Annotated in this window: 28 protein-coding genes and 1 riboswitch; of the genes, 24 read left to right on the top strand and 4 right to left on the bottom strand. The window is 70.0% G+C overall.

All coding sequences use genetic code 11. From position 1 onward, the window contains the following. Nucleotides 1-216 precede the first annotated feature (216 nt). The 9 genes from Q392_RS30865 to Q392_RS30825 all read left to right on the top strand — a co-directional run bounded on the left by Q392_RS30865 (nt 217) and on the right by Q392_RS30825 (nt 9647). Nucleotides 217-1044, top strand: a complete 828-nt coding sequence (locus tag Q392_RS30865) for a lytic transglycosylase domain-containing protein (RefSeq protein ID WP_038218516.1) — start codon at nt 217-219, stop codon at nt 1042-1044. A 22-nt stretch (nt 1045-1066) separates the two neighbouring features. Beyond that, a riboswitch (ZMP/ZTP riboswitch) is annotated at nt 1067-1195 on the top strand. Between the two features lie 40 nt (nt 1196-1235). Then, nucleotides 1236-2480, top strand: a complete 1245-nt coding sequence (gene glyA, locus Q392_RS30860) for a serine hydroxymethyltransferase (RefSeq protein WP_038218515.1) — start codon at nt 1236-1238, stop codon at nt 2478-2480. Between the two features lie 19 nt (nt 2481-2499). Continuing rightward, on the top strand, nt 2500-2943 hold the full coding sequence (gene nrdR, locus Q392_RS30855) for a transcriptional regulator NrdR (RefSeq protein ID WP_038218514.1): 444 nt from the start codon (nt 2500-2502) through the stop codon (nt 2941-2943). 151 nt (nt 2944-3094) lie between these two features. Next, the gene (locus tag Q392_RS31605) at nt 3095-3682 is read left to right on the top strand and encodes a GspH/FimT family pseudopilin (protein ID WP_169748374.1); all 588 of its coding nucleotides are present in this window, start codon (nt 3095-3097) and stop codon (nt 3680-3682) included. Continuing rightward, the gene (pilV, locus tag Q392_RS30845) at nt 3679-4239 is read left to right on the top strand and encodes a type IV pilus modification protein PilV (protein WP_051954131.1); all 561 of its coding nucleotides are present in this window, start codon (nt 3679-3681) and stop codon (nt 4237-4239) included. The genes Q392_RS31605 and pilV overlap by 4 nt, the downstream gene beginning before the upstream one ends. Beyond that, a complete protein-coding gene (locus Q392_RS30840) occupies nt 4236-5000 on the top strand; it encodes a PilW family protein (protein ID WP_051954130.1) in 765 nt (254 codons plus the stop codon). Before pilV ends, Q392_RS30840 begins: the two co-directional genes overlap by 4 nt. Nucleotides 5001-5002: 2 nt before the next feature. Continuing rightward, on the top strand, nt 5003-5776 hold the full coding sequence (locus Q392_RS30835; protein ID WP_038218513.1) for a pilus assembly PilX family protein: 774 nt from the start codon (nt 5003-5005) through the stop codon (nt 5774-5776). A gap of 35 nt (nt 5777-5811) precedes the next feature. Then, nucleotides 5812-9222, top strand: a complete 3411-nt coding sequence (locus Q392_RS32530) for a pilus assembly protein (protein WP_084217507.1) — start codon at nt 5812-5814, stop codon at nt 9220-9222. After that, nucleotides 9219-9647 (top strand): type IV pilin protein, encoded by a 429-nt coding sequence (locus Q392_RS30825; protein WP_038218510.1) that lies wholly within the window; start codon nt 9219-9221, stop codon nt 9645-9647. The genes Q392_RS32530 and Q392_RS30825 overlap by 4 nt, the downstream gene beginning before the upstream one ends. 117 nt (nt 9648-9764) lie before the next feature. On the opposite strand, the gene vapC is transcribed toward Q392_RS30825, so the two are convergent. Beyond that, nucleotides 9765-10175, bottom strand: a complete 411-nt coding sequence (gene vapC / locus Q392_RS30820; RefSeq protein WP_038218508.1) for a type II toxin-antitoxin system tRNA(fMet)-specific endonuclease VapC — start codon at nt 10173-10175, stop codon at nt 9765-9767. After that, nucleotides 10175-10408: a type II toxin-antitoxin system VapB family antitoxin gene (gene vapB / locus Q392_RS30815; RefSeq protein WP_038218507.1), complete on the bottom strand. Its 234-nt coding sequence runs from the start codon at nt 10406-10408 to the stop codon at nt 10175-10177. Before vapB ends, vapC begins: the two co-directional genes overlap by 1 nt. Before the next feature lie 161 nt (nt 10409-10569). On the opposite strand from vapB, the gene ribD reads away from it, so the two are divergent. The 11 genes from ribD (at nt 10570) to Q392_RS30760 (ending at nt 19602) form a co-directional block, all read left to right on the top strand. After that, nucleotides 10570-11670 (top strand): bifunctional diaminohydroxyphosphoribosylaminopyrimidine deaminase/5-amino-6-(5-phosphoribosylamino)uracil reductase RibD, encoded by a 1101-nt coding sequence (ribD, locus tag Q392_RS30810; RefSeq protein WP_245610869.1) that lies wholly within the window; start codon nt 10570-10572, stop codon nt 11668-11670. 199 nt (nt 11671-11869) lie between these two features. Next, nucleotides 11870-12511: a riboflavin synthase gene (locus Q392_RS30805; protein ID WP_038218503.1), complete on the top strand. Its 642-nt coding sequence runs from the start codon at nt 11870-11872 to the stop codon at nt 12509-12511. A gap of 20 nt (nt 12512-12531) precedes the next feature. Beyond that, nucleotides 12532-13686: a bifunctional 3,4-dihydroxy-2-butanone-4-phosphate synthase/GTP cyclohydrolase II gene (gene ribBA / locus Q392_RS30800; protein WP_038218496.1), complete on the top strand. Its 1155-nt coding sequence runs from the start codon at nt 12532-12534 to the stop codon at nt 13684-13686. A 6-nt stretch (nt 13687-13692) separates the two neighbouring features. After that, nucleotides 13693-14169: a 6,7-dimethyl-8-ribityllumazine synthase gene (gene ribH / locus Q392_RS30795; protein ID WP_038218494.1), complete on the top strand. Its 477-nt coding sequence runs from the start codon at nt 13693-13695 to the stop codon at nt 14167-14169. A gap of 61 nt (nt 14170-14230) precedes the next feature. Next, nucleotides 14231-14722, top strand: coding sequence for a transcription antitermination factor NusB (gene nusB, locus Q392_RS30790; RefSeq protein ID WP_051954127.1), 492 nt, complete (start codon nt 14231-14233; stop codon nt 14720-14722). Next, on the top strand, nt 14722-15912 hold the full coding sequence (locus Q392_RS30785) for a pyridoxal phosphate-dependent aminotransferase (RefSeq protein WP_038218492.1): 1191 nt from the start codon (nt 14722-14724) through the stop codon (nt 15910-15912). The genes nusB and Q392_RS30785 overlap by 1 nt, the downstream gene beginning before the upstream one ends. Then, the gene (gene ybgC / locus Q392_RS30780; RefSeq protein ID WP_051954126.1) at nt 15909-16379 is read left to right on the top strand and encodes a tol-pal system-associated acyl-CoA thioesterase; all 471 of its coding nucleotides are present in this window, start codon (nt 15909-15911) and stop codon (nt 16377-16379) included. The genes Q392_RS30785 and ybgC overlap by 4 nt, the downstream gene beginning before the upstream one ends. Before the next feature lie 12 nt (nt 16380-16391). After that, nucleotides 16392-17114, top strand: a complete 723-nt coding sequence (tolQ, locus tag Q392_RS30775) for a protein TolQ (RefSeq protein WP_038218488.1) — start codon at nt 16392-16394, stop codon at nt 17112-17114. A gap of 19 nt (nt 17115-17133) precedes the next feature. Then, nucleotides 17134-17568: an ExbD/TolR family protein gene (locus tag Q392_RS30770; RefSeq protein ID WP_038218486.1), complete on the top strand. Its 435-nt coding sequence runs from the start codon at nt 17134-17136 to the stop codon at nt 17566-17568. Nucleotides 17569-17600: 32 nt separating this feature from the next. Continuing rightward, nucleotides 17601-18602, top strand: a complete 1002-nt coding sequence (gene tolA, locus Q392_RS30765) for a cell envelope integrity protein TolA (RefSeq protein WP_038218587.1) — start codon at nt 17601-17603, stop codon at nt 18600-18602. Between the two features lie 13 nt (nt 18603-18615). Next, a complete protein-coding gene (locus Q392_RS30760) occupies nt 18616-19602 on the top strand; it encodes an aldo/keto reductase (protein WP_038218485.1) in 987 nt (328 codons plus the stop codon). On the opposite strand, the gene Q392_RS30755 is transcribed toward Q392_RS30760, so the two are convergent. Beyond that, nucleotides 19577-20365 (bottom strand): helix-turn-helix transcriptional regulator, encoded by a 789-nt coding sequence (locus Q392_RS30755; RefSeq protein WP_245610868.1) that lies wholly within the window; start codon nt 20363-20365, stop codon nt 19577-19579. The two genes, Q392_RS30760 and Q392_RS30755, sit on opposite strands and share 26 nt — an antisense overlap. A gap of 86 nt (nt 20366-20451) precedes the next feature. Between Q392_RS30755 and Q392_RS30750 the strand changes: the two genes are divergently transcribed. From Q392_RS30750 to Q392_RS30735, 4 genes are all read left to right on the top strand, one after another. Further along, nucleotides 20452-20931 (top strand): DUF3237 domain-containing protein, encoded by a 480-nt coding sequence (locus Q392_RS30750; RefSeq protein ID WP_038218483.1) that lies wholly within the window; start codon nt 20452-20454, stop codon nt 20929-20931. 33 nt (nt 20932-20964) lie between these two features. Continuing rightward, nucleotides 20965-21975: a Bug family tripartite tricarboxylate transporter substrate binding protein gene (locus Q392_RS30745; protein ID WP_038218481.1), complete on the top strand. Its 1011-nt coding sequence runs from the start codon at nt 20965-20967 to the stop codon at nt 21973-21975. Nucleotides 21976-21978: 3 nt separating this feature from the next. Further along, nucleotides 21979-23688, top strand: a complete 1710-nt coding sequence (locus tag Q392_RS30740) for a tannase/feruloyl esterase family alpha/beta hydrolase (protein WP_084217506.1) — start codon at nt 21979-21981, stop codon at nt 23686-23688. A gap of 102 nt (nt 23689-23790) precedes the next feature. Next, the gene (locus tag Q392_RS30735) at nt 23791-24897 is read left to right on the top strand and encodes a 5-methyltetrahydropteroyltriglutamate--homocysteine S-methyltransferase (protein WP_038218479.1); all 1107 of its coding nucleotides are present in this window, start codon (nt 23791-23793) and stop codon (nt 24895-24897) included. Between the two features lie 6 nt (nt 24898-24903). Here Q392_RS30735 and yedA read toward each other — a convergent pair whose 3' ends face one another. Then, nucleotides 24904-25818, bottom strand: a complete 915-nt coding sequence (gene yedA / locus Q392_RS30730; protein WP_038218581.1) for a drug/metabolite exporter YedA — start codon at nt 25816-25818, stop codon at nt 24904-24906. Nucleotides 25819-25846: the final 28 nt, after the last annotated feature.

The following is a 25846-nucleotide window of genomic DNA, read 5'->3' as shown; positions in this document are numbered from 1 at the left end:
GTGTATTTAGCCACTTTTAAAATCCCGCCTGCTCCTCCGTCGAGGACGCCCTGACGCCGCCGGATTTCTCGCCGGCGAGACCGGAGGACCACACACTTTTACCGCGCATCGTGTGGCACCGGAAGCTGCCAATCCACGCGATTCGATGTCGCACGACGCGCCGGCCCCACGCCCGCACGACGATCGCTCGAAGCCTCGCACAGAAAGGAAGAGCGAATGAACAACGTATTGCGCAGCGGTGCGCAATCACTGCAGACCTTCGTGAGCGACATCGCCGAAGGTTTCTTCGAGGTGGTGCACAACGGCTTTGCCCTGATCGGCCTGGCCATCGTGTTCGTGATGGTCGCGCTCATGGCCCGGCCCGACCTGCAACTGGCCGGCGAACAGCGCCTGATGGCCTGGCTGGAATCGCGCAAGCCGGCGCCAGAAGCGACCGACCTGCAGCCCAACGCGATCGAGCGCACCACCGCGGCCCACCCCGACGAACTGCCCCGCCAGCAGGCGGCCGTGGCCTACTGGCTCAGCCGCAAGTACCGGGTGGCCGTCGAGCCGCTGAGCGTGCTGGTGGCCGAGGCCTACGAGATCGGTCGCAAGACCAAGCTCGACCCGAACCTCATCCTGGCCATCATGGCCGTCGAGTCCAGTTTCAACCCGTTCGCGCAAAGCCACGTCGGCGCCCAGGGCCTGATGCAGGTGATGACGCGCGTGCACGGCGACAAGTACGAGAGCGCAGGCGGCGTGCTCACGGCCTTCGACCCGATCACCAACATGCGGGTGGGCGTCAAGGTGCTGCAGGAATGCATCGCGCGCGCCGGCTCGGTCGAGGCCGGGCTGCGCTACTACGTGGGCGCCGCCAACCTGCCGGACGACGGCGGCTACGCCGCCAAGGTGCTGGCCGAGCACAGTCGACTGGCCCAGGTGGCAGCGGGCCGCGCCGTTCCCACGCTGCCGCCGGCACCCCGCGCGCAGCCGGTGCCGGTGGTGGCGCCTGTCGTCAAGCCCGAGGCGGACGACCAGAAAGTGGCCCTGCTGGCCGGCTCCTGAGCGGCACCGCTCAGTTACACTTCCACGCGTGCGCGACTGGCGATAGGCGAGGCGCAGCCGCCCTCCGGGTGGCCGCCCGCTGACGTGGATGACCACTGGGAAGCGCACCGCCCGCCATGCGGGCGATCAGCCGTTCGCCTGGGCAGTCCTTGCCCGGTTCGTGCAAGGACCCTCCTCACCGAAGGACTGCCATGTATCAACGCAACATCCTGGTCGAACAGACCGATCCTGAGCTGTGGGCCGCCATCCAGGCCGAGAACAAGCGCCAGGAAGAGCACATCGAGCTGATTGCCAGCGAAAACTACGCCTCGCCCGCCGTCATGGCCGCGCAGGGTTCGCAGCTCACCAACAAGTACGCCGAGGGCTATCCCGGCAAGCGCTACTACGGCGGCTGCGAGTTCGTCGACGTGGCCGAGCAACTGGCCATCGACCGCGTCAAGCAACTCTTCGGCGCCGAGGCGGCGAACGTGCAGGCCCATTGCGGCGCCTCGGCCAACGAGGCCGTCATGCTCGCCTTCCTCAAGCCCGGCGACACCATCATGGGCATGAGCCTGGCCGAAGGCGGCCACCTGACCCACGGCATGCCGCTGAACATGAGCGGCAAGTGGTTCAACGTGGTGAGCTACGGCCTGGACGCCAACGAAGTGCTCGACTACGAAGAGATGGAGCGCAAGGCCCACGAGCACCGTCCCAAGCTCATCATCGCGGGCGCCTCGGCCTACTCGCTGCACATCGACTTCGAGCGCTTCGCCAAGGTGGCGCGCGACGTCGGCGCCATCTTCATGGTCGACATGGCGCACTACGCCGGCTTGATCGCCGCAGGCGTGTACCCCAACCCCGTGCCGCATGCCGACGTGGTCACCTCCACCACCCACAAGAGCCTGCGCGGCCCGCGCGGCGGCATCATCCTCATGAAGTCGCAGCACGAGAAGGCGATCAACAGCGCCATCTTCCCCGGCCTGCAGGGCGGCCCGCTGATGCACGTGATCGCCGCCAAGGCGGTGGCCTTCAAGGAGGCGCTGACGCCCGAGTTCAAGACCTACCAGCAGCAGGTGGCGAAGAACGCGCAGATCGTCGCCGAGACGCTGACGGCCCGCGGCCTGCGCATCGTCAGCGGCGGCACGCAGAGCCACGTGATGCTGGTCGACCTGCGCGCCAAGGGCATCACCGGCAAGGAAGCCGAGGCGGTGCTGGGCAGCGCGCACATGACCATCAACAAGAACGCGATCCCCAAGGACCCGGAAAAGCCGATGGTCACCAGCGGCGTGCGTGTCGGCACCCCGGCGATGACCACGCGCGGCTTCAAGGACGAAGAGGCGCGAGCCACCGCCCACCTGATCGCCGACGTGCTGGACAACCCGCGCGACGCGGCCAACATCGAGGCGGTGCGCGCCAAGGTCCACGCCCTGACCAGCCGCTTCCCGGTCTACCGCTGACCGACGCCCGAGGCCGTCCGTGAAGTGCCCCTTCTGCGGCCACCCGGAGTCGCAGGTCGTCGAGACCCGCGTCTCCGAGGACGGGGACTTCGTGCGCCGGCGCCGCCAGTGCGGCAGCTGCGACAAGCGATTCACCACCTACGAGCGCCCGGACGTCGCGTTCCCGGTGGTGGTCAAGCGCGACGGCAGCCGGGAGGAATTCGACACCCGGAAGGTGCGCGCCTCGATGCGGCTGGCGCTGCGCAAGCGGCCGGTGGGCGTCGCCCGGATCGACGAGGCCCTACTGCGGATCGAGCAGAAGCTGCTGTCCAGCGGCCTGCGCGAGATCGATTCGCACAAGGTGGGCGAATTGGTGATGCAGGAACTCAAGGGCCTGGATGCCGTCGCCTACGTGCGCTTCGCCTCCGTCTACAAGAGCTTCGAGGACGTGGACGCCTTCCGCAAGCTGTTGAGAGACATTTGATCGCTTCAGCATTCAAAAATGTCAATCCCAACGGCACAATTGTCGAATATCGGTTAACTCGCACAGAGTCAAACCATTCGTCGGCCAGATGAAGCCGCCGATCGAATAACACTTTATTGCTCTTTTTTCAGTTCATAGCATGCCGCCTGGCATGAATGAACATCTGCGCCGCTCTCCGGCGAATCCCCCCGGCTCACCTTCCCGCTCCCACGGCTTCACGCTCGTCGAAGCCATGGTGGTGATCGCCATCCTGGCCGTCCTCGCAGCCATCGCGGCGCCGAGCTTCCAACGGGTCGTCCAGCGCTACCAGGTGCGCCACGCCATGGGCGACTTCACGGCAGCGCTGTATCTCGCCCGCTCCGAGGCCATCAAGCGCGGCGGCCGCGTGACGATGGCGAAGGCGGCCGCCGCCGGATGCACCGCAGCCGGCGCCAAGGAATGGCACTGCGGCTGGAACGTCTTCGTCGACGCCAACGAAAACGGCGCCCTCGATGACGGCGAAGAGCTTCTGCAGGCGTCCGGCCTGCCCCGAGGCGCCTTCGTCTGCGTGAACACCGGCGTCAGCCTCAAGTTCAGCGGCTGGGGCGACCTCGTCGGCCCGACCAGCACCACTGTCCGCATGCGCCCCTTCGACGACTCGGACGACGTCCTCGGCCTGGGTCTGGCGACGGCCATGTCTGCGGCCGGGCGCCTCAAGACCGACACGGCGGGTCCGGGAGAGGTCAAGGAATGCACGTGAACACCATCCGCCACACCCGCGCCCGCCGCCAGCAAGGCCTGACCCTCCTCGAATCCTTGGTCGCCATCGTCGTCCTCGCTCTGGGCGTGCTCGGCATGCTCGGCGTACAGATGCGCACGCTGGCCGAAACGCAGACCGGCGTGCGCCGCGCGCAGGCCGTGCGCCTGATCGAAGACCTGTCCGAGCGCATCAAGTCCAACCCGCGGGGCCTGGATCAGTTGGACGACTACGTCGCGGACTGGGACGCCAGCGTCGCCGCCGCGACCGACTGCTCGAGCGCCGCATGCACGCCTGCCCAACTCGCGGCCTGGGACCTCAAGGCCTGGCGCGACAGCGTGGCCGAGACGCTGCCGCTCGGCCAGGCGGCCACCTTCGCCTCCTCCGACACCGACGAGGACGGCGCCCGCCGCCTGCTGGGCGTGATGGTCGGCTGGCGCATCAACGAGCGCGAGACGGAGGCCGGCAGCACTGACTACACGAAGCACTTCTCCGTCGACACCGCCACGCAGGCCTGCCCCGAGGGCCTGATCTGCCATCTCGTCTACATCCAGCCATGAGCCGCCCATCCTCCCGACGCCAGGCCGGCGTCTCGCTCGTCGAACTGCTGGTGGGCATCGCCATCGGCCTGCTGGTGGTCCTCGCCGCCGTGGGCACGCTGATCGTCTCGCGCGGCGCCACGCGCACCACCGCCGATGTCAGCGCGCTGCAGCAGCAGGCCTCGTACGCCCTGCGGATCATTGGCCTGCAGCTGCGTCAGGCCGGCTCGCTGGAACTCAATCCGACCGCCGACAAGACGGCCATGACCTTCACCGACTTCACCGGCACCGTCGTCAGCGGATCCGACGGAGCGGGCACCGGGCCGGACGTCCTTGCCGTCGGCAGCCAGCCCTCGCTGACGCTGGAGGCGGGCCAGCGCGACTGCATCGGCGACACCAGCACCACCGCCGTCAGCAGCAGGTTCACGCTCAACGACAAAGGCGAACTGACCTGCAAGGGGACCTCCAGCCCGATTGCGCAGCCCGTCATCGCCAACGTGGCCGACTTCCAGGTCGCCTACCGCGTCAACACCGGCACCACCGACGCCCCCGAAATCCGCACCTACACCGCGACCGACATGAACGCGGTCCCGGCCCGCTGGGCGCGGGTGTCGGCCATCGAGATCTGCCTCGACCTGATCGGCGAAGAAGCCGTGCCCGACACGGGCGCCACCTACGCCGACTGCCAGGGAGCGACCCCGGCACGCGGCACGCGCACCCACCTGGTGTTCCGCAACGTCTTCGCCGTGCGCCGCCAACCCTTCTTCGAGGTCGCGCTGTGAACATGGCCCGTCTGCCCTCCCCCTCCTCCCGCCAGCGCGGCGTCTCTCTGTTCGTCGTGCTCGTGATGGTGCTGCTGACCACCCTGCTGGTGCTGTGGGGCTCGCGCACGGCACTGTTCAACGAAATGATCACCGGCAACGACAGCGACTACCAGCGCGCGCTGGAAGCGGCACAGGCCATGGTGCGCGACGCCGAGTTCGACATCATGGGCACGAGCCCCGACGGCACGCCGTGCGCATCCGTCCACGACGGCTGCCGTCCGTCCAGCGACATGCGTGCCAACCTGAACGTGGCCGCCGGAGAGATTTATTTCCCGCCACCGAACGATGCAGGCGAGCTCGAATTCCTTCAGAGCGCCTTCCCCGGCACGGTTCCCAACTGCGTGGCGGGCATCTGCGTCCAGCCCGTCGGCGGCGACAGCCCCACCGCCAGCGCCTTCTGGCTGGACGGGGACGACTTCGACGCGATGAAGGCGGTGGCCGCCACCTACGGCCTGTACACGGGCGCCAAGTCCGGCGACGCCGGCGGCGAATACAACCCGCTGCTCGCCACCGGCGACGCCGACAGCATCAAGGCCTGGTACTGGATCGAACCCATCCGCTACCAGAAAGACCCACTGTCCATCACCTCCGGCGAACTCGCGCCCACAGGTGGCGAGGTCGATGCCAACCCCGTCGGCGTCGTCTACCGCATCACCGCCGTGGCCGATGGCCTCAAGCGCGGAACGCGCGCCGTGATCCAGACCGTCTTCGTACGAAAGGAACTCGCGGGCTGACTGCAAGCGCTCATGCACGTCCCAGGGAGAAAAGAATGAAGAAACAACGACGCATCCATCCTGCATCCACGCTGCGCCGGCGCCCCGCCGCGCTCGCCGCAGCCGCCGCATTGGGCCTGCCCGCCGCGGCGCTGGCCGCGCCGCTGGCACTGAGCACGGCGCCGGCGGGGACGGCCTACAAACCTCCGGCGCCCAACGTCATCGTCGCCGTGGACGATTCGGGGAGCATGGGCTCAACGGGCATGGCTGCGTTGACGAACGCGCTCACAACCACTTTCTCCGGCGACAACGTCCCCGATGGGTCGATCCGGCTTTCCTGGCTGTCGATGAACACCTGCCGGCAGATCGCAACCAGCGCAACCGTCCCTGCGGGATGCGGTGCCTTCAATGGCATGCTGCCGCTACAGGCCACGCACCGGGCCAACTTCCTCAACTGGGTCAGCAACACGTTGCCAGGGTCTCCACCCGGCACAAACCTCACGCCATCCCACTGGATGCTCCAGCAAGCCGGCGAATACCTCAGGACAACAGGACCATTCAGTCCCTGGCGCAGCCTCCCGGGCTCGTCGGAAAACACGACCGAGCTGTCCTGCCGCAAGGCCTACACCATTTTCATGACCGACGGCGGCTGGAACGCGCTTCAGGATGGCGTCCTCGACGACGGCAGCCACATCTCCGTGGATGGAGGCAATGCGGACGGCACGAGCAGAACGCTTCCGGATGGCGTGTTATACGACACGTCAGCAGCCAACAACCAGACCAGGATCTATCGCGACCCCTGGGGATCGTCCATCGTCAGCACCCTGTCGGACCTGGCGTTCCACTACTGGGCGACGGACCTCCAGCCCGGCCTGGCCAACGAAGTTCCTGCCCGCATGGATGCACCCGATGCAGAGAGCGTCGGCAGCGTCGTGCTGCAACCCTACTGGAATCCGAAGAACGATCCGGCGACATGGCAGCACATGACAACCTACACCATCGGATTCAATCTGGCGACTCCTCCCTGGAACAACACGACGGCAAATTTCGGCCCCTACCGGCCGCAATGGTCAGGAAACATGTATGGAGGCGCCGACTACGTCGCGTTGGCCGAAGGAAGCATCGACTGGGTAAGTCCCTTCTGCAATTGGAATTCGGCCAGTTTGGCCTCGGGAGAATTTGCGGCGCCCGGCAACGACCCTTGCGATTACTTCACCCCCGACCCGGTCTACAACGGCGCCCTCTGGAACAGAAGGGAGAACGCGCGGCGCTCCGAGGTTTGGCACATGGCCCTCAATGGGCGCGGCAAGTTCGTACCCGCACAAAGTTCGCAGGATCTCGTCAATGCATTCCGGGACATCGTGAGCCAGATCGTTCGCGACCAGTCCGCGCCCGTGACCTCCCTCGCCGTCAGCTCACGCAGCACGCGCGTGGGCGGCGCTGCCTTCGCGGCGGGTTACGACGCCAGCAACTGGACCGGGGGCGTCACCGCTTATGCCGTCTCCGCAGGCACCGGCCAGGTCGGCAGTACCGGCGCCTGGGGCACCGTGCCGGCCAGCGGCTCACAACCCGCCAAGCCGAAGTCGACGGCAACGATCATGGACGAGGCCTCCTTCTCGCCCGCCGACCGCGTGGTGCTTTCAGCCAGCACCACGACTGCGACCGGAGGCACGACCGCAACCACCCAGGGCATCTCCTGGACATGGAGCCAGTTGAGCGCGGCGCGGAAGGCCGAACTCAACCTTGCCACACCCGGCGCCACGCCCGACACGCTGGGCGAGCAGCGCGTGGCCTACATCCGCGGCGACCACAGCCAGGAACAGAACCAGACGCCTGCCGGGCCCTTCCGCACGCGCGCCTCGCGGCACGGCGACATCGTCAACTCCGACGTGTGGTTCACGGCCGGCAAGCCCGATGCGGGCTACACGACCGACGAATACGCCACCTTCGCCGCCAACAACGCCAGCCGCCGGCCGATGATCTACGTCGGCGCCAACGACGGCATGCTGCACGGCTTCGATGCCCGGCTGGACACCACCAACGGCGGCAAGGAACTGATCGCCTACATCCCGGAGGGGCTGAACGCCGCCCTGCCGGCCCTGACGCGGCCGGACTACGCGCACCGCTACTACGTCGACGGCTCGCCCTTCACCGCCGACGCCTACATCGGCGGCGCATGGAAGACTTACCTGGCGGGCTTTCCCGGCCTGGGCGGCCGCGGCTACTTCGTGCTGGACGTGACCGATCCGGGGAACTTCTCGGCCGCCAACGCGGCCAGCCTGGTGGTGCTCGACAAGACGGCCGCCGCCACGCTGGACGAGGACGTGGGCCACATCACCGGCAAGCCGGTGACGAACCAGGTGACGCCCTCGCGCGCCACGCAGATCACGCGCATGAACAACGGGCGCTGGGCGCTGGTGATGGGCAACGGCTACAACAGCGCGAGCGAGAAGGCGGTGCTGCTGATCCAGTACCTGGACGGCGGCAAGGAACTGCTCAAGCTCACCGCCGACAGCACGGCCGGCGGCGGCAACGGCCTGGCGCCGCCGCAGCTCGTCGACCTCAACGGCGACCGCATTCCGGACGTGGCCTACGCAGGCGACCTCAAGGGCCGGTTGTGGAAGTTCGACCTGAGCCATGCCAGCGCGGCGAACTGGTCCGTGGCCTTCAGCGGCAACCCGTTGTTCGCCGCGAAGGATGCCAGCGGCGCGGCGCAGCCGATCACCACGGCGCCCGCCTGGCTGCTCCACCCCAATGGAGGCCTGATGCTGACCTTTGGCACGGGCCGCGAGCTGACCAGCGGCGACCGCACCAACACGCAGAGGCAGACGCTGTATGGCGTGTGGGACAGCACCAAGTACACCTTCGGCAGCACCACCAACGAGGCGACGAACTCGACCACCATTTCGTTCGCGGAAGGGAACAACGCCGTCGCCGGCCGCTCGGTGCTGGTGCAGCAAACCATCAGCGACGGCTCCACAGCCACCACGGCGGGCAACGAAACCAAGCTGTGGACCGTGTCCTCCAATCCGGTGCCCTACAGCGGCACGGATGCGAAGAAGGGGTGGTACCTCGACCTGCCCGCATCGGCAGAGCGGTCGCTCGACACGGCCAACTGGCTGTCCGGCCGCCTGTTCACCTTCCCGACGAAGGTCCCGGCCACGGGGAACCAGAACCCCGACGAAGAGACCTGCACCCCGCCCGTGAGCAATGGGAAGAACTTCCTGACCACGATCAACGTCCTGAACGGCGCTGCGCCCAGCTATGCGGTGTATGCGTATGCCAGCCCTCCGTCCGAGGGCAACCCGTCGCGGGCGGAGGATCCCAGCGGAGGGGCATCGACGGCGATCAAGAAGGGCGGCGAGGATGGCGGGAGCAAGTGCATCGCCGGCCCCGGTGTCCGCTGCGACGACCTCAAGGCCGGCGCCTTCACCAGCCTGCGGGCCACCTGGAGGCAGGCGCGATGAACCCGCACCGCCTCCGCGCCGGGGCCCGCGGCTTCACCCTGATCGAAGTGATGATCGTGGTCGCGGTGGTCGCCATCCTGGCTGCCATCGCCCTGCCGAGCTACCAGGAATACGTGCGCCGCGGCCACCGGGCCGAGGCGCGCGCCGGGCTGATGCAGGCCGCGCAGTGGCTGGAGCGGGTGGCCACCGCCACCGGCCTGTACCTGACGGACGCCACGAAATTTCCCGGCGAACTGAAGAATGTGAACGGCCAGCGCTACACCATCAGCTACGCCGTCGGTGACGACGGCGCGAGCTACAAGCTGACCGCCACGCCCACCGGCGCCCAGGCTGGCGACAAGTGCGGCAGCTACACGCTGACGCAGGCCGGCGCACGTGAAGTGGAGGGTGCCACCGCCAGCCAACAGGAGTGCTGGAGCCGTTGACGCCGGCACCATGCCCTACCGCATGATCGAACGCGCGTCGCACCTGGTCCGGCTGGTCCTGCCTGATTCCACTCGTCGTTCTGCTTGCGCCTTATGGCGCCCATCAGTCGCGCAATCTCACCGGCTGGCGTTGACCCAGTTTTCCACTCCAAGGGCAGGTATGCGCGCGAATTCCGACACGTTGTTGGTCACCAGTACCAAGCCTTCGCTGCGTGCATGGCCGGCGATGTGCAGATCATTCACACCGATAGGCCGGCCCTGTTTCTCCAGGGCTGCGCGAATGGCGCCGTAGTGCTGGGCAGCCTTGGGTCCGTAGGGCAGCACATCGAGACGGCTGCAGAAGTCCTCGATGGCGGACAGGTTCTCGCTGACACGGCTGCTTTTCTCCGCGCCATGCAGAAGCTCGGCCAGGGTAATGGACGAGATCGCCATGCGGCCCGCATTGGCATTGAAGACGGGCAGAACCTCGATGGGGCGCCGCTTCAGGACGTAGATGACGATGTTGGTGTCCAGCAGGTAGCGCAGCATCAGAGCGCGTCCCGCTCTGACTGGTGCTGGCTGGCGCGGTCGGCCATGAAGTCGTCGCTGACGGCAGGACCTTCCAGGAAAAAGCTGTCCCAGGACTGACCGAGCGGCGCGATGATGCGTTCATTGCCTCTGGCGCGCACTGCCACCTTGCGAACGCCTTCGGGCAAGCGCACATCCACAGGGAGCCGCACGGCCTGGGTGCGGTTGTTGATGAAAACAGTGCCAATGGACATGCGACGCTCCCTGGGAAAATGTATATCGCAATGGTATATGGCACGACGCGCGGCGTCAAATTCGCAGAAGTTCGGTGCGGCCCACGGGTCGGCCGGCCCGAGCGAGCGGCTGCGTGGAGCCGCATGCGAGGGCGTTCCGCGCCGGCGCTATGCTGCGCCGCATGATCGAACGCGCGCTGCACCTGGCCCGGCTGGCCCTGCCCGACACCCCGCCGAACCCCGCCGTCGGCTGCGTCCTCGTCGGCACGGACGGCGGCGTGATCGGCGAGGGGCGGACCCAGGCCGTGGGCGGGCCGCACGCGGAGATCATGGCCCTGCGCGACGCCCAGGCGCGCGGCCATTCGACCGCCGGGGCCACCGCGTACGTCACCCTGGAACCCTGCGCCCATCACGGCCGCACCGGCCCCTGCTGCGAGGCGCTGGCCGCCGCCGGCATCGCCAGGGTGGTCGCCTCGCTGGAAGATCCGAACCCCCAGGTCGCCGGACAGGGCTTCGCCCGGCTGCGCGCGGCGGGGATCGAGGTGACCGTCGGCCCCGGCGCCGCCGAGGCGCGGGAGATCACCATCGGCTTCCTCAGCCGCATGGCGCGCGGCCTGCCCTGGGTGCGCATGAAGGCGGCCGCCTCGCTGGACGGCCGCACGGCCCTGCCCGACGGCACCAGCCAGTGGATCACCGGCGAGGCGGCGCGCGCCGACGGCCATGCCTGGCGCGCCCGCGCCGGCGCGCTGCTCACCGGCGTGGGCACGGTGCTGGAGGACGATCCGCGCCTGGACGTGCGCCACCCGGGCGCCACCCGCCAGCCGCCCCTGGTGGTGGTGGACAGCCGGCTGCAGACGCCGCCCGGCGCCCGCATCTTCGAGGCGCAGCGTCCGGTCTGGATCTATGCGGCCGCCGATGACGCCGCCCGCGCCGCACCGCTGCAGGCGCGCGGCGCCACGGTCAGCGTGCTGCCCAATGCCCGCGGCAAGGTCGACCTGGCCGCGCTGATGGCGGACCTGGCGCGCCGCGAGGTCAACGAACTGCACGTCGAGGCCGGCCACAAGCTCAACGGCTCGCTGCTGCGCGAGGGGCTGGTGGACGAGCTGCTGCTGTACCTGGCCCCCAAGCTGCTCGGCGAGGGGATGGGCGTGGCGGAACGGCCCTTCGCCGGCGCCGCGCTGGCGGGGCTGGACGCCGCGCCGGCGTTCGAATTCCACGGCGTGGAACGGATCGGGCCCGACCTGCGCCTGGTGGCACGCATCCCGGGCCGCGACGCGTTCTGATACGGAAGCGCGTTCGACAATATCAACCGTTCACGCTGAGCTTTGTCGAAGCGCGGCGCGGGGCTTCGACAAGCTCAGCCTGAACGGTTCTTGTCGATTGACGCAAATGCTTGTGAGCCCCAGAGCCGGCGGTCCGCCGTTGCCTCGTGAAACCGTCTCCGGGTTCTCCCGGACGCTTCTCTGCGAAAATCGCCGGCTTATGTTCACCGGCATCATCACCGGCGTGGGGCGCATCGCCGCCGTCCACGACCTCGGCTCCTCCTCCGCCCACGGCAAGCGCCTGGCCATTTCCGCACCGGCGGGCTACCTGGACGATGTCGGCCTGGGCGACAGCCTCGCCCTCAACGGCGCCTGCATGACGGTCACCGGCCTCGACACCGCCGCCGGCGAGTTCACCATCGACATCTCCGCCGAATCGCTCGACAAGACGGCCGGGCTCGACCGGGCCGGCACCGCGCTCAACCTGGAGAAGGCCCTGCGCCCGCAGGACCGCCTGGGCGGCCACATCGTCTCGGGCCATGTGGACGGCATCGGCAGCGTCAGCCGCTTCGAGCCGCACGGCGAGAGCTGGGAGCTGCGCATCCTCGCCCCCGCCGCGCTGGCCCGCTTCCTCGCCTACAAGGGCTCGATCACGGTCAACGGCGTGAGCCTCACCGTCAACACCGTGGCCGACCAGGCGGACGGCTGCGAGATCAGCATCAACCTCATCCCCCACACCGTCGAGCACACTGCGCTGGGCCAGCTCGAGGCCGGCAGCCGCGTCAACCTCGAGGTGGACACCGTCGCCCGCTACGTGGAGCGCATGCTCCTGGCGGGCGTCGTGCCCGGCCGGGCGGCCTGAATCGCACACACACCGACCACATGAACGCATCCGTCACCGCCCTGGGCGCCGCAAGGTCCCTCGAACCGGCGCCCATCTCCAGCGTCGAAGAGATCGTCGAGGAGCTGCGCGCCGGCCGCATGGTCATCCTCGTGGACGAGGAAGACCGCGAGAACGAGGGCGACATCGTCATCGCCGCCGACCACATCACGCCGCAGGCGATCAACTTCATGGCCCGCCATGCGCGCGGCCTGATCTGCCTGACGCTCTCGCGCGAGATGTGCGAGCGCCTGAACCTGCCGCCGATGGTGGCGCGCAACGGCGCCAAGCATTCGACCGCCTTCACCGTCTCGATCGAGGCGGCCGAGGGTGTGACCACCGGCATCTCGGCCGCCGACCGCGCACGCACGGTGCAGGCCGCCGTGGCGCCTGACGCCCAGGCCAGCGACCTGGTGCAGCCCGGCCATATCTTCCCGCTGCAGGCGGTGGACGGCGGCGTGCTGGTGCGCGCCGGCCACACCGAGGCCGGCTGCGACCTGGCCGCCATGGCCGGCTGCTCGCCGTCTGCCGTGATCTGCGAGGTGATGAACGAGGATGGCACCATGGCCCGGCTGCCCGACCTGCAGCGCTTCGCCGCCGAGCACGGGCTGAAGATCGGCACCATCGCCGCCCTGATCGAGCACCGCAGCCACACCGAGACGCTGGTGCAGCGCGTGGGCAGGCGCGAGATCCGCACCGCGCACGGCGAGTTCACCCTGCACGCGTTCAAGGACGCGCCCAGCGGCGGCGTGCACCTGGCGCTGGTGCGCGGCACCTGGGGTGCCGACGAGGTGGTGCCCGTGCGCGTGCACGAGCCGCTGTCGGTGCTGGACGCGCTGGAGCTGGAGCGCCCCATGCACTCCTGGAGCCTGGACGCTGCCCTGGCCCACATCGCCGCCGAGGGCCGCGGCGTGGCCGTGCTGCTCAATTGCGGCGAGAGCGCCGCCGAGCTGCTGGCGCAGTTCGAGGGCACCGCCCGTCCCGCCCAGGCGCCCGAGCGCGGCCGCATGGACCTGCGCAGCTACGGCGTGGGCGCCCAGATCCTGCGCGAATGCGGCGCGCACCGGATGAAACTCATGGGCACGCCGCGGCGCATGCCCAGCATGGCGGCGGGCTTCGGCCTGGAGATCGCCGGCTACATCGAGAAGAAGGACTAGAAGAGCATGCTTCACGCCAACAAGGGCGCGGCCGGGCCGCTGGACGGGCGCGGCCTGCGCATCGGCATCGTGCAGGCCCGCTTCAACGAGGACATCACCAACGCGCTGGCCGAGGCCTGCCTGGCCGAGCTGCACCGGCTCGGCGTGGCCGACGACGCCATCGACCACCGCACCGTGCCCGGCGCGCTGGAAGTGCCGGTCGCCCTGCAGGCCCTGGCCGCGCGCGGCGGCTACGACGCGCTGATCGCGCTGGGCTGCATCATCCGCGGCGAGACCTACCACTTCGAGCTGGTGGCCAACGAGTCCGGCGCCGGCGTCAGCCGCGTGGCGCTCGACCACCGCCTGCCCGTTGCCAACGCCATCCTCACCACCGAGAACGTGGAACAGGCCGTGGCCCGGCAGACCGACAAGGGCCGCGACGCGGCGCAGGTGGCTGTGGAGATGGCGGCGCTGCTCGCCTCGGTGCGGAGCGCGGCCCGATGAGCGCCGCCCGGCCGCTCCGAAGGCGCTCGCGTCCGCAGTCCGAAGGACGGAGGGCTGTCGAATGACCGACGCCGCCTCCTCCCACGCGCCGCGCAAGGCAGCGAGCAAGTCCGGCCGCACCCGCGCGCGCGAGTTCGCGCTGCAGGCGCTCTACCAGCACCTGGTCGGGCGCAATCCGGCCACCGACATCGACGTCTTCACGCGCGACCTGTCGGGCTTCCACAAGGCCGATTCGGCGCACTACGACGCGCTGCTGCACGGCTCGATCGCGGAAGGCGCCGAGCTGGATGCGCTGATCGTCCCGCTGCTGGACCGCAAGCTGGAGGAGATCTCCCCCATCGAGCACGCGGTGATGTGGATCGGCACCTACGAGTTCCGCCACTGCCCGGACGTGCCGTGGCGCGTGGTCATCAACGAGTGCATCGAGCTGGCCAAGAGCTTCGGCGGCACCGACGGCCACAAGTACGTCAACGCCGTGCTCAACGGACTGGCGCCCACGCTGCGGGCGGTGGAAGTGGAGGCCGACCGCGCCACCGGAAAGGCCAGGCCCTGATGCGCATCGCCACGCGCGCCGAGCGCATCGAGCCCTTCTACGTGATGGAGGTGGCCAAGGCCGCCTCCGCCCTCGCCCGCGAGGTGGCCGACAGCGAGCGGCCGATGATCTTCCTGAACATCGGCGAGCCCGACTTCACCGCGCCGCCGCTGGTGCAGGAGGCCGCCATGCGCGCGGTGCGCGCCGGCGCCACCCAGTACACCCAGGCCACGGGCCTGCCGCAACTGCGCGAGCGCATCAGCGGCTGGTATGCCGAGCGCTTCGGCCTCGACGTGCCGGCGCGGCGCATCGTCGTGACGGCCGGCGCTTCTGCAGCATTGCAGCTCGCCTGCCTGGCGCTGATCGAGGCCGGCGACGAGGTGCTGATGCCGGACCCGAGCTACCCTTGCAACCGCCACTTCGTCAGCGCGGCCGAGGGGCGCGCGGTGATGATCCCCGCCACCGCCGAGGAACGCTTCCAGCTCAGCGCGGCGAAGGTGGAGGCCGCGTGGACCGAGCGCACCCGCGGTGTGCTGCTGGCCTCGCCCTCCAACCCGACCGGCACCTCCATCGCGCCCGACGAGCTGCGGCGCATCCATTCGGCGGTGCAGCAGCGCGGCGGGCTCACGCTGATCGACGAGATCTACCTCGGCCTTTCCTACGACGACGCCTTCGGCCAGAGCGCGCTGGCGATCGACGACCAGGTCATCAGCATCAACAGCTTCAGCAAGTACTTCAACATGACCGGCTGGCGCCTGGGCTGGCTGGTGGTGCCCGAGGCGCTGGTGCCGGTGGTCGAGCGCCTGGCGCAGAACCTCTTCATCTGCGCCAGCGCCGTGTCGCAGTACGCCGCCCTGGCCTGCTTCGAACCGGAGAGCATCGCCGAGTACGAGCGCCGCCGCGGCGAGTTCCGCGCCCGCCGCGACTGGTTCATCCCGCAGTTGCAGGCGCTGGGCCTGCCGGTGCCGGTGGTGCCCGACGGCGCCTTCTACGCCTGGGCCGACTGCACCGGATTCGCCCGCCGGCTGGACGTGACGGCCGCCGACACGAGCTGGGACTTCGCCTTCGAGCTGATGCGCCGCGCCCACATCGCCGTCACGCCGGGCCGCGACTTCGGCACGGCCGACACGGCGCGCTTCGTGCGCTTCTCCACCGCCAGCTCGATGGCGCACCTGGAAGAGGCAGTGCAGCGCCTCGAGGCACTGGGATGAGCTTCCGGCTCCCCATCCGCGTCTACTGGGAGGACACCGATGCCGGCGGCATCGTGTTCTATGCCAACTACCTGAAATTCATGGAACGGGCGCGCACCGAATGGCTGCGCAGCCTGGGCGTGGAGCAGCGCGCGCTGCGCGAGCGCACCGGCGGCATGTTCGTGGTGAGCGAGACGCAGCTCAAGTACCACCGCCCGGCCCGGCTCGACGACGAACTGCTGGTCAGCGCCGAGCTGCGCCAGATCGGCCCCGCTTCCGCCGTCATCGCACAGCAGGTGTGCATGAAGGCCGACCCCGCCGCAGTGCTGTGCGAGGGCAGCATCCGCATCGGCTGGGTGGACGGCGAGCGCATGCGCCCGGCGCGCATGCCCGCCGAACTGACGGGAACCCTCGAACCCCATTTGCGCTCCCTACCTGCGGCGGCCCCGCGCAGCCCGATCCGGGCGGCGGCCGCCGCGGGTGCCTAGAGACCAGACCCAATGAACCAAGACTTCTCGATCATCACCCTCATCCTCCACGCCAGCTTCGTGGTGCAGCTGGTCATGCTGCTGCTGGTCGTGGTGTCGGTGGCCAGCTGGGCCGCGATCATCCGCAAGTACTTCGCCCTGCGCCGCATGCGCGCGCTCAACGACGAGTTCGAGCGCGACTTCTGGTCGGGCACCAGCCTGAACGAGCTGTTCGCCTCGGCCGCACAGAACGCCAAGTTCGCCGGCCCGATGGAGCGCATCTTCGCCTCCGGCATGCGCGAGTACCAGAAGCTGCGCGAGCGCCACATCCACGACGCCGACACGCTGCTCGAAGGCGCCCGCCGCGCCATGCGGGCCAGCTTCCAGCGCGAGCTGGACGCGGCCGAGTCGAACCTGTCCTTCCTGGCCACCGTCGGCTCCGTCAGCCCCTACGTGGGCCTGTTCGGCACGGTGTGGGGGATCATGCACGCCTTCACCGGCCTGGCCAGCATGACGCAGGTGACGCTGGCCACGGTGGCCCCCGGCATCGCCGAGGCGCTGGTGGCCACCGCCATCGGCCTGTTCGCCGCCATCCCGGCGGTGGTGGGCTACAACCGCTTCGCGCGCGAGATCGACAAGGTCGCCATCGCGCTGGAGACCTTCATCGAGGAGTTCTCCAACATCCTGCAGCGCAACCTCTCGGCCGGCAACCCGCAGCAGACGCGCGCCGCCAACATCGCCGCCTCCGGCCACTGAATCCAGCCAGGACACGCCCATGCCCGCCGTCGCCTCCCGCGGCCGAGGACGCCGCACCATCAACGAGATCAACATGGTCCCGTTCATCGACGTGATGCTGGTGCTGCTGATCATCTTCATGGTCACCGCGCCGCTCATCACGCCCAGCGTGATCAACCTGCCCAGCGTGGACCGCGCCAACAAGCAGCCCGACAAGCCGCTGGAGATCACCGTCGACAAGGACGAGGTCGTCCACTTCAAGAAGGACTCTGCCAGCTCCGCCGGCCTGGAGATCCCGATGAGCCAGATCGGCAAGGCCGTGAAGGACGCGCAGGGCGGCGACGACCAGCGCCCGGTGGTCATCAGCGCCGACAAGAACGTGAAGTACGAGACCGTGGTCAAGACCATGAACGAGCTCAAGCGCGCCGGCATCGAGCGCGTGGGCCTGTCCGTGCAGACCACCCCTGGCCGCTGACGACGGAGGCGACCGGTTTGCAATCGATGCGCATGTCGCTGCCCCACGAGGGCCCGGAGTTCACCCCGCCGCCGCAGCGCGGCACGGGGCGCGCGCTGCTGCTGGCGCTGATCGCCCACGCGCTGCTGATCGCTGCGCTGACCTGGGGCGTGCGCTGGAAGCGCGACGGCGACGACGACGCCATCGAGGCCGAGATCTGGTCGTCCACCACGCAGCAGGCGGCGCAGCGCACGGCCGTGGCGCCGTCTCCGCCGCCCGCCCCGGCGCCGCGGCCCGCACCGCCGCCGCCCCCTCCTCCGCCCCCGCCGCCCGAGGCCGTGAAGCCGCCGCCCGCCCCGCCGCCGCCGAAGGAGCCGGACATCGCCCTGGAGCGCGAGCGCAAGCTGCGCGAGGAACAGGCCCAGCGCGAACGCGAGCGCCAGCAGCAGCAGGAAAAGCGCCGCCAGGAAGCCGAGCGCAAGGCCGCCCAGGAGAAGAAGGAGGCCGAGGAGCGCAAGCGCGAGGAAGAAGCCGAGCGCCAGAAGGAAAAGGAACAGCAGCGCCTGGCCGAGCAAAAGAAGCGCGAGCAGGCCGAGAAGGCGGCCGCGGCCAAGGCCGCGGCGGACAAGAAGGCCGCTGCCGAACGCGCTGCCGCCGCCGAGAAGGCGCGCCAGGACAACATCCGGCGCATGCTCGGGCAGGCCAACGGCGCGGCCAGCGGGCAGGCCGAGGCCAACAGCGGGCCGCGCTCGGGCCAGGGCGCGGGCAGCGGCGGCGTGTCGGCCGGCTACCTGGGCCGCGTGGCGGCGCTGATCAAGCGCAACACGGTGTTCGATCCCAACTCGATCAGCGGCAACCCCGAGGCACTGATCGAGATCCAGACGGCGCCGGACGGCACCATCGTCGGCACGCCCCGGCTGGTCAAGTCCAGCGGCAACAAGGCCTGGGACGAGGCCGCGCTGCGCGCCGTGCAGCGCACCGAGGTGATGCCGCGCGACACCGACGGCCGCGTGCCCTCGCCCTTCCCGCAGATCGTGATGCGGCCGAAGAACTGAAAGGAAGCATGCCATGCAGTTGAAGCCCCTCGGCCGCTCCGGCCTGCAGGTCTCCCCCCTCGCCTTCGGCGGCAACGTGTTCGGCTGGACGGTGGACGAAGCCGCCTCCTTCCGCCTGCTCGATGCCTGGCTGGACGCCGGCTTCAACTTCATCGACACCGCCGACGTGTACTCGACCTGGGTGCCGGGCCACGTGGGCGGCGAGTCGGAGACGATCATCGGCAAGTGGCTGCGCGCCAGCGGCAAGCGCGACCGCGTGGTGCTGGCCACCAAGGTGGGCAAGCCGATGGGCGAAGGCAGGAAGGGCCTGAGCCCGCGCTACATCCGCGAGGCGGTGGAGGCCTCGCTCAAGCGCCTGCAGACCGACCGCATCGACCTGTACCAGTCGCACGACGACGACGCCGACACGCCGCTGGAAGAGACGCTGGGCGCCTTCGCCGACCTGATCCGCGCCGGCAAGGTGCGCGCCATCGGCGCATCGAACCACACGGCGCCGCGCCTGGCCGAGGCGCTGGACGTGGCCGAGCGCCTGGGCCTGCCGCGCTACGAGTCGCTGCAGCCGCTGTACAACCTGTACGACCGCGCGGTGTACGAGGAGGCGCTGGAGCCGCTGTGCGTGCAGCGCAACGTGGGCGTCATCAACTTCTATGCGCTGGCGGCGGGCTTCCTCACGGGCAAGTACCGCAGCGAGGCCGATGCCGCCAAGAGCGCGCGCGGCAAGAGCACGACGGCCAAGTACCTGAACCCGCGCGGCCTGCGCATCCTGGCGGCGCTGGACGAGGCCGCCGCGGCCCACGACGGCGCAACGCCGGCGCAGGTCGCGCTGGCCTGGCAGATCGCGCGTCCGTCGATCACCGCGCCCATCGCCAGCGTCACCTCGCTGGCGCAACTGGACGAACTGCGCCAAGCCGCCGAACTGCGGCTCGATGCCGCGACCCTCGCGCGGCTGGACGCGGCCAGCGCCGAGGCGGCGCCTACGGCGCCTCCCGCAGCAGCATGAGCGCGAACAGCTCGCTGCGGAAGTGGATGCCCAGCCGGCCGAAGGCACGGTTGCGGTAAGTCTTCACCGTCGGCAGCGCCAGCCCCAGGTCGGCGGCGATGCCTTCCTGCGTCATGCCGCGCAGCAGGCGCAGGCAGACCTCGGCCTCGCGCACCGTCAGCGCGGGGCAGCGCGCCAGCAGGCGCCCGTGCAGGTCCGCCGCATCGGCCTCGGGCGATGCGCCGCGCTGCGTCATCGCCACGTGCTTGCGCGCCAGCGCCATGAGCAGCCGGCCCGCGCTGCCGAAGTCGGCCAGGTGCGCGTCGCCCAGCGGCCGCTGGTGCTGGTGGCGGTAGAAGTTGACGGCGAACAGCGAGCCGTCGCCGGCCGGCTCGTCCTCCACCACCGAGACGCGCTCGACCACGCCGTGCGCCTCGTACACCTTGGCGCGGTGCTCGGGCGGCACCTCGCGCGCGGTGATGTGGCACACGCGCAAGCTGGGCAGGCGCTCGTCGCGCAACGTGCGGTCGGCACGGATCGGGCCCGACAGGTAGGCGTGCCAGCAGTCGCGGGTGGTGTCGGGCAGGTGCCGGCTGCCGCTGACGAAGATCGCCGGCCGCGGGCCGGTGCGGTAGACGGAGAAGGAGCCCACCGGCAGGGCCTCGCCCAGTGCATCGAGCAGGCGCGTGCCGAAGTCCGTCTCGCCCAGGGCCGGCACCACCTGCGGCATGCGCTCGGCCAGCAGCGCCGGAGCGCCGGCGGGGTCGGGAGTCCAGGTACGCATGGGAGGGAAAGAAAGCGGGGACTGGGGAAAGTCCGTCATCTTCCAGGATGACCGCCCTCGCGCGCCAGCGGACTTACGCTAGCCGCATGAACCACGACACCGATCCGCTGCGCATGCCCGCCCTCGCCCGCTTTGCCGACGTGGCCGTCGACGTCGGCGAGCCGCTGGTGCTGGGCCAGGGCGCGCAGGGCCTGCGCCGGGTGGTGCCCATCCTCGGCGGCAGCGCCGAAGGCGAAGGCTGGCGCGCGCGGGTGCTGCCGGGCGGCGCGGACTTCCAGCGCATCGCCAGCGACACCGCCTCCGAGCTGGACGCACGCTACGGCCTGGAGACCGAGGCCGGCGAGCTGATCTACGTGCGCAACCACGCCATCCGCACCGCGCCGCCCGAGGCCATGCAGCGCCTGCTGCGCGGCGAGCCGGTGGACCCGGCGCAGATCTACTTCCGCTGCAGCCCGCGCTTCGAGACGACGTCGAAGGCGCTGCACTGGATCACCGAGCGGCTGTTCATCGGCGTCGGCGTGCGCCACCCGGCCCAGGTGGTGATGCGCTTCTTCGCCGTGCAGTAGCCCCCGTTCCCTCGTTCCTCCAGGAGACATCCCATGACGACCGCCCCTGCCGCGGGCGCGCAGCGCCGCGCCCTCGTCCTCGCCGCCACGGCCTGCGCCACCTTCGCGCTGGCCAGCCCGGCCGCCGCGCAGAACGCGACTTCCTACCCCAGCCGCCCGGTGCGCATCATCGTGGGCTTCGCGGCCGGCACGGGGCCCGACATCGTGGCCCGGCTGCTGGCGCAGAAGCTCTCGGAGGGCTGGAACAACCAGGCCGTGGTCGTCGACAACAAGGCCGGCGCAAGCGGGCTGATCGCCGCCTCCGAAGCCGCCCGCGCGCAGCCCGACGGCTACACGCTGCTGCTGGCCGAGACCGGCATGCTCAGCATCGCGCCCAGCACCTACAGCAAGCTGGCCTACGACCCGGCTCGGGATTTCGTCCCGGTGTCGCAGGTCGTGACCTCGGACTTCGTGCTGGTGTCCAGCCCGCAGAAAGTGCCGGCCCGCACCTTCAAGGCCTTCGTGGACTGGACGCGCGAACGCAAGAGCCTGTTCATGGGCACCTTCGGCGCCGGCACGCTGGGGCATTTCGGCGCGTACCGGCTGGGCGACACGGTCGGCCTGCAGCCCGAGGCGGTGCACTACCGCTCCACCGGCGACGCGCTCGCCGGCATCATCGGCGGCGACGTGGCCGGTGCCTTCGCCAGCGTCGGCCTGTCGGCACCCAACGTCAAGGCCGGCAAGCTCACCGGGCTTGCCAGCACCGGCGAGCAGCGTTCTCCGATGCTGCCGGACGTGCCGACCTTCAAGGAACTGGGCTACCCGAACCTGCAGTTCAGCGCCTGGTTTGGCATCGTCGCTCCGGCCAAGACGCCACCGGAGATCGTGGCGAAGCTCAACTCCAGCATCGTGCGGGCCATGCAGTCGCCCGACGGCCAGAAGAAGATGGAGGACGCCGGCTTCCGCGCCACCGGCACCAGCACGCAGGCCTTCGCCAGCATCATCGCCAGCGACACGGCCACCTGGGGCAAAGTGGTCAAGGCGACCGGCTTCAAGGCGGACTGAGCGATGCGTGGCGCCCTCGTCGCGGCCGCCGCCGCAGCCACGCTGATGGCCGGCTGCGCTCAACCTGGAGACGCCGGCCCCGGCAGCGGGACGGCAGCAGCCCCCGTCGGCTGTGCGCAGTTGGCGGGCATTGCCGTGGCGGACACCCGCCTCACGCAGGCCGAGGCTGTGCCCGCCGGCAGCATCGCGCTCACCGGCATCCAGCCTGGCGCACCGGGCAGCACCGCCCGCGTGCCGGCGCACTGCCACGTGCAAGGCAGGATCGCCGAGCGCACGGGCATCGACGGCAAGCCCTACGCCATCGGCTTCGACCTGCGGCTGCCCGCCGAATGGAACGGCCGCTTCTTCTTCCAGGGCGGCGGCGGCACCGACGGCGTGCTGCGCGACGCGATCGGCGTGCTCACCGGCGGCGGCAACACCGGCAACGCGCTGCTGCAGGGCTACGCCGTGGTCTTCACCGACACCGGCCACCTCAACGAACCCGGCCCCAACGGCCCCTACCAGTTCGGGCTGGACCCGCAGGCACGCGCCGACAACGGCTACAACGCGATGGCGCAAACGGCCCGCGCCGCCAAGCAGCTCATCGCGGCGCACTACGGCCAGGCGCCCCGGCGCTCGTACTTCGTGGGCTGCTCCAACGGCGGGCGGCAGGCGATGATGATGACGCAGCGCTACCCCGACATGTTCGACGGCGTGATCGCCTCCGCACCGGCCTACCGCGTGCCGCTGGCCTCGGTGCAGGCGGTCTATGACACGCAGCTCTACGCCCGCGCCGCGGCCGAGCAGGCGCCGCCCGCCGCCGGGCGGCCGGTGCTGGCGAAGGCCTTCTCGCCGGCGGACATGCGACTGCTCACCCGCACGGTGCTGGCGCGCTGCGACGCGCTGGACGGCCTGAAGGACGGTATCGTCGACAACTGGCCCGCCTGCCGCTTCGATCCCGCCGAGTTGCGCTGCCGGGGCGCGAAGACCGCCGCCTGCCTGGGCCCCGCGCAGGTGGAGGCGCTGCAGAAGTCCTTCGCCGGCGCGAAGGACGCGCAGGGCCGGGTGATCTACTCGGACTGGACCTTCGACGCTGGGCTGCACTCGCGCGAATGGACGCGCTGGAAGTTCGGCGATGCGCAGCAGGGCGAGGCCAACGCGCGCAACCTCACGCTGATGACCGGCGCGCTGGCGATGTTCTTCACGACGCCGCCGACGGTCACCACCGACTTCTGGGCCTACGCCATGGGCTTCGACCCGGCGCGCGACGCGGCGAAGGTCCACGCCGCCGGCGGTCCCTTCCGCGAATCGGCGATGCAGATGGTGGCTGCCGAGTCGCCGGACGTCGACGCCTACGTGCGGCGTGGGGGCAAGCTGCTGTTCTTCCACGGCGTGAGCGATCCGGTGTTCTCGGTGAAGGACACGGTGCGCTACCTGGACCGGCTGCGCGCACGCTACGGCGAGCGCACCGACGGCATCGCCCGGCTGTTCACGGTGCCGAACATGGCGCACTGCAGCGGCGGCCCGGCCACCGACCAGTACGACGGGCTCTCCGCCCTGGTGAAGTGGGTCGAGCAGGGCGAGGCGCCCACGCGCATCGTGGCGCGCGCGCGGCCCGAGAACCCCGAGGTGGCGTGGCCCGGCCGCACCCGCCCGCTGTGCGCCTGGCCGGCCCAGCCGCGCCACGACGGTCGGGGCAGCATCGACGACGCGGCGAGCTTCCACTGCCGTTGAGGCCGCTGCCGGACGGGCGCGAAAACGTTACAGTCAAGAACCAGTTCAGCGCGGCACGGCCGCGCCGCGCCGCCCGTTCCCACCGCCTTTCAGGAGACCCTCATGCAACTGCCTGCCCGCTACGACCACGTCGGCAGCTTCCTGCGCCCGAAGTACCTGCTCGATGCCCGCGAACAGAAGGCCCGGGGCGAGATCGGCGCCGAGCAACTGCGCGAGGTGGAGGACCGGGCCATCACCGAGACCGTGAAGTTCCAGGAGGACGTGGGCCTCAAGAGCATCACCGACGGCGAGTTCCGCCGCACCTACTTCCACATCGACTTCCTGGAACAGCTCGGCGGCGTGAAGACGGACATCCCCGTCACCATCCGCAAGCCCGACGGCACGGAAGAGCTGGCACCGCCTGTCATGCGCGTCATCGACAAGGTGCGCCACGCGAAGAACATCCAGCTCGCGGACTTCGAATACCTCAAGAGCCAGGTCTCGGCCGGCCACACGCCCAAGGTGACGATCCCCTCGCCCACCATGCTGCACTTCCGCGGCGGGCGCGCCGGCATCAGCAAGGAGGCGTACCCCGAGCTGGAACCCGACTTCTACGACGACGTGGCCAAGGCCTATGGCGACGAGCTGCGCTCGCTCGCCGCCGCCGGCTGCACCTACGTGCAGATGGACGACACCAACCTCGCCTACCTGTGCGACGAGAAGATGCGCGAGGCCGCGCGCCAGCGCGGCGACGACCCCAACGAGCTGCCGCACCGCTACGCGAAGTTCATCAACAAGGTCGTGGCGCAGAAGCCGCCGGGGATGCTGCTGGCGATGCACCTGTGCCGCGGCAACTTCAAGAGCACGCACGCCGCCGCCGGCAACTACGAGCCGGTGGCCGAGGCGCTGCTCAAGGAGATGGACCTGGACGCCTACTTCATGGAGTACGACGACGCGCGCTCCGGCGACTTCAAGCCGCTGCGCTTCCTGCCCAAGGGCAAGACCGTCGTGCTGGGCCTGGTGACCACCAAGTTCGGCGACATGGAGGACAAGGGCGCGCTCAAGCGCCGCATCGACGAAGCCGCCAAGTACGCGCCGCTGGAGCAACTGGCGCTGTCGCCGCAGTGCGGCTTCTCCAGCACCGTGCACGGCAACAACATCGCGGTGGAGGCGCAGCGCGCGAAGCTGCGCCTGGTGATCGAGACGGCGCGCGAGGTTTGGGGGGACTGAAGCCCCTCAGCGCCGCCGGGCGTGGTTGGCCAGCAGCAGCAGCACGCCGGCCAGCACCACGCCCACCGCCGCCCACTCGAAGGGCGTGACCACCTCGCCGGCCAGCCCCACGCCCAGCAGCATGGCGATGACGGGATTCACGAAGGTGTAGCTGGCCGCCAGCCCGGACGGCGCCCGCGCCAGCAGCACCATGTAGGCGTTGAAGGCGACCAGCGAGCCGAACACCACCAGGTAGAGCCACGCCGCGGCCGCGTCGGCGCGCGGCGGCCAGGCCATGCGCTCGCCGCTGGCGGCGGCCAGCAGCATCAGCACCACGCCGCCGCACAGCATCTCGCTGGCGAAGCCCATCGCGCCGGGCGCCAGCGGCAGGCTGCGCTGGCTGAGCACGCTGCCCAGCGACCAGCAGGCGCAGGCGATGCAGATGGCCGCCAGCCCCGCCGGCGAGGCCTGGAAGCCGCGGCCCTGCGTCAGCAGCAGCACGCCGCCCAGGCCGACCGCGATGCCCGCCCCTTCCAGCCACCAGGGCCGCACGCCCCACAATGAATTGAGCAGCGCGATCATCAGCGGTACCACTGCGATGAAGGCCACCACCAGGCCGGAGCCGACCGACTGCTCGGCATGCCCCACGCCGCCCATGCCGCCGCCCAGCATCAGGCCGCCGACCGCCAGCGCATGCAGCCACTGCCGCCGGCTCGGCCAGGGTGCGCCGCGCCAGCGCATCCACGCGGCCAGCAGCGCGCCGGCGACGAGGAAGCGCGAGCCCATCTGCAGGAAGGGCGGGAAGCTCACCAGCGCCACCTTGATGGCGAGGTAGGTCGAGCCCCACACCAGCCAGGTGGCGGCCAGGCACAGCCACAGCAGCGGCGGCAGGCCGAAGGCCGGGGAACCCGGCGGGCGCAGGGGTGCGGCGGAGGAAGACATGCCCTGCATGGTATGAAAGCGATGGCCG

The sequence above is a fragment of the Xenophilus azovorans DSM 13620 genome (assembly GCF_000745855.1).
GTDB classification, from domain to species: Bacteria; Pseudomonadota; Gammaproteobacteria; order Burkholderiales; family Burkholderiaceae_C; genus Xenophilus; species Xenophilus azovorans.
Note: the sequence above shows the minus strand (reverse complement) of the source record. Positions and strands in the feature narration are given on the sequence as shown.

Coding starts and splice junctions, on each gene's coding strand:
- Q392_RS30760 (WP_038218485.1), top strand. CDS start 18,616: ATGCAGTTGAAGCCCCTCGGCCGCTCCGGCCTGCAGGTCTCCCCCCTC.
- Q392_RS30825 (WP_038218510.1), top strand. CDS start 9,219: ATGAACCCGCACCGCCTCCGCGCCGGGGCCCGCGGCTTCACCCTGATC.
- Q392_RS31605 (WP_169748374.1), top strand. CDS start 3,095: ATGAATGAACATCTGCGCCGCTCTCCGGCGAATCCCCCCGGCTCACCT.
- Q392_RS30735 (WP_038218479.1), top strand. CDS start 23,791: ATGCAACTGCCTGCCCGCTACGACCACGTCGGCAGCTTCCTGCGCCCG.
- ybgC (WP_051954126.1), top strand. CDS start 15,909: ATGAGCTTCCGGCTCCCCATCCGCGTCTACTGGGAGGACACCGATGCC.
- vapC (WP_038218508.1), bottom strand. CDS start 10,175: ATGCTGCGCTACCTGCTGGACACCAACATCGTCATCTACGTCCTGAAG.
- ribBA (WP_038218496.1), top strand. CDS start 12,532: ATGAACGCATCCGTCACCGCCCTGGGCGCCGCAAGGTCCCTCGAACCG.
- Q392_RS30745 (WP_038218481.1), top strand. CDS start 20,965: ATGACGACCGCCCCTGCCGCGGGCGCGCAGCGCCGCGCCCTCGTCCTC.
- tolQ (WP_038218488.1), top strand. CDS start 16,392: ATGAACCAAGACTTCTCGATCATCACCCTCATCCTCCACGCCAGCTTC.
- yedA (WP_038218581.1), bottom strand. CDS start 25,818: ATGTCTTCCTCCGCCGCACCCCTGCGCCCGCCGGGTTCCCCGGCCTTC.
- Q392_RS32530 (WP_084217507.1), top strand. CDS start 5,812: ATGAAGAAACAACGACGCATCCATCCTGCATCCACGCTGCGCCGGCGC.
- Q392_RS30835 (WP_038218513.1), top strand. CDS start 5,003: ATGGCCCGTCTGCCCTCCCCCTCCTCCCGCCAGCGCGGCGTCTCTCTG.
- Q392_RS30770 (WP_038218486.1), top strand. CDS start 17,134: ATGCCCGCCGTCGCCTCCCGCGGCCGAGGACGCCGCACCATCAACGAG.
- Q392_RS30865 (WP_038218516.1), top strand. CDS start 217: ATGAACAACGTATTGCGCAGCGGTGCGCAATCACTGCAGACCTTCGTG.
- glyA (WP_038218515.1), top strand. CDS start 1,236: ATGTATCAACGCAACATCCTGGTCGAACAGACCGATCCTGAGCTGTGG.
- ribH (WP_038218494.1), top strand. CDS start 13,693: ATGCTTCACGCCAACAAGGGCGCGGCCGGGCCGCTGGACGGGCGCGGC.
- Q392_RS30750 (WP_038218483.1), top strand. CDS start 20,452: ATGAACCACGACACCGATCCGCTGCGCATGCCCGCCCTCGCCCGCTTT.
- ribD (WP_245610869.1), top strand. CDS start 10,570: ATGATCGAACGCGCGCTGCACCTGGCCCGGCTGGCCCTGCCCGACACC.
- vapB (WP_038218507.1), bottom strand. CDS start 10,408: ATGTCCATTGGCACTGTTTTCATCAACAACCGCACCCAGGCCGTGCGG.
- Q392_RS30740 (WP_084217506.1), top strand. CDS start 21,979: ATGCGTGGCGCCCTCGTCGCGGCCGCCGCCGCAGCCACGCTGATGGCC.
- Q392_RS30840 (WP_051954130.1), top strand. CDS start 4,236: ATGAGCCGCCCATCCTCCCGACGCCAGGCCGGCGTCTCGCTCGTCGAA.
- Q392_RS30785 (WP_038218492.1), top strand. CDS start 14,722: ATGCGCATCGCCACGCGCGCCGAGCGCATCGAGCCCTTCTACGTGATG.
- Q392_RS30755 (WP_245610868.1), bottom strand. CDS start 20,365: ATGCGTACCTGGACTCCCGACCCCGCCGGCGCTCCGGCGCTGCTGGCC.
- nusB (WP_051954127.1), top strand. CDS start 14,231: ATGACCGACGCCGCCTCCTCCCACGCGCCGCGCAAGGCAGCGAGCAAG.
- tolA (WP_038218587.1), top strand. CDS start 17,601: ATGTCGCTGCCCCACGAGGGCCCGGAGTTCACCCCGCCGCCGCAGCGC.
- Q392_RS30805 (WP_038218503.1), top strand. CDS start 11,870: ATGTTCACCGGCATCATCACCGGCGTGGGGCGCATCGCCGCCGTCCAC.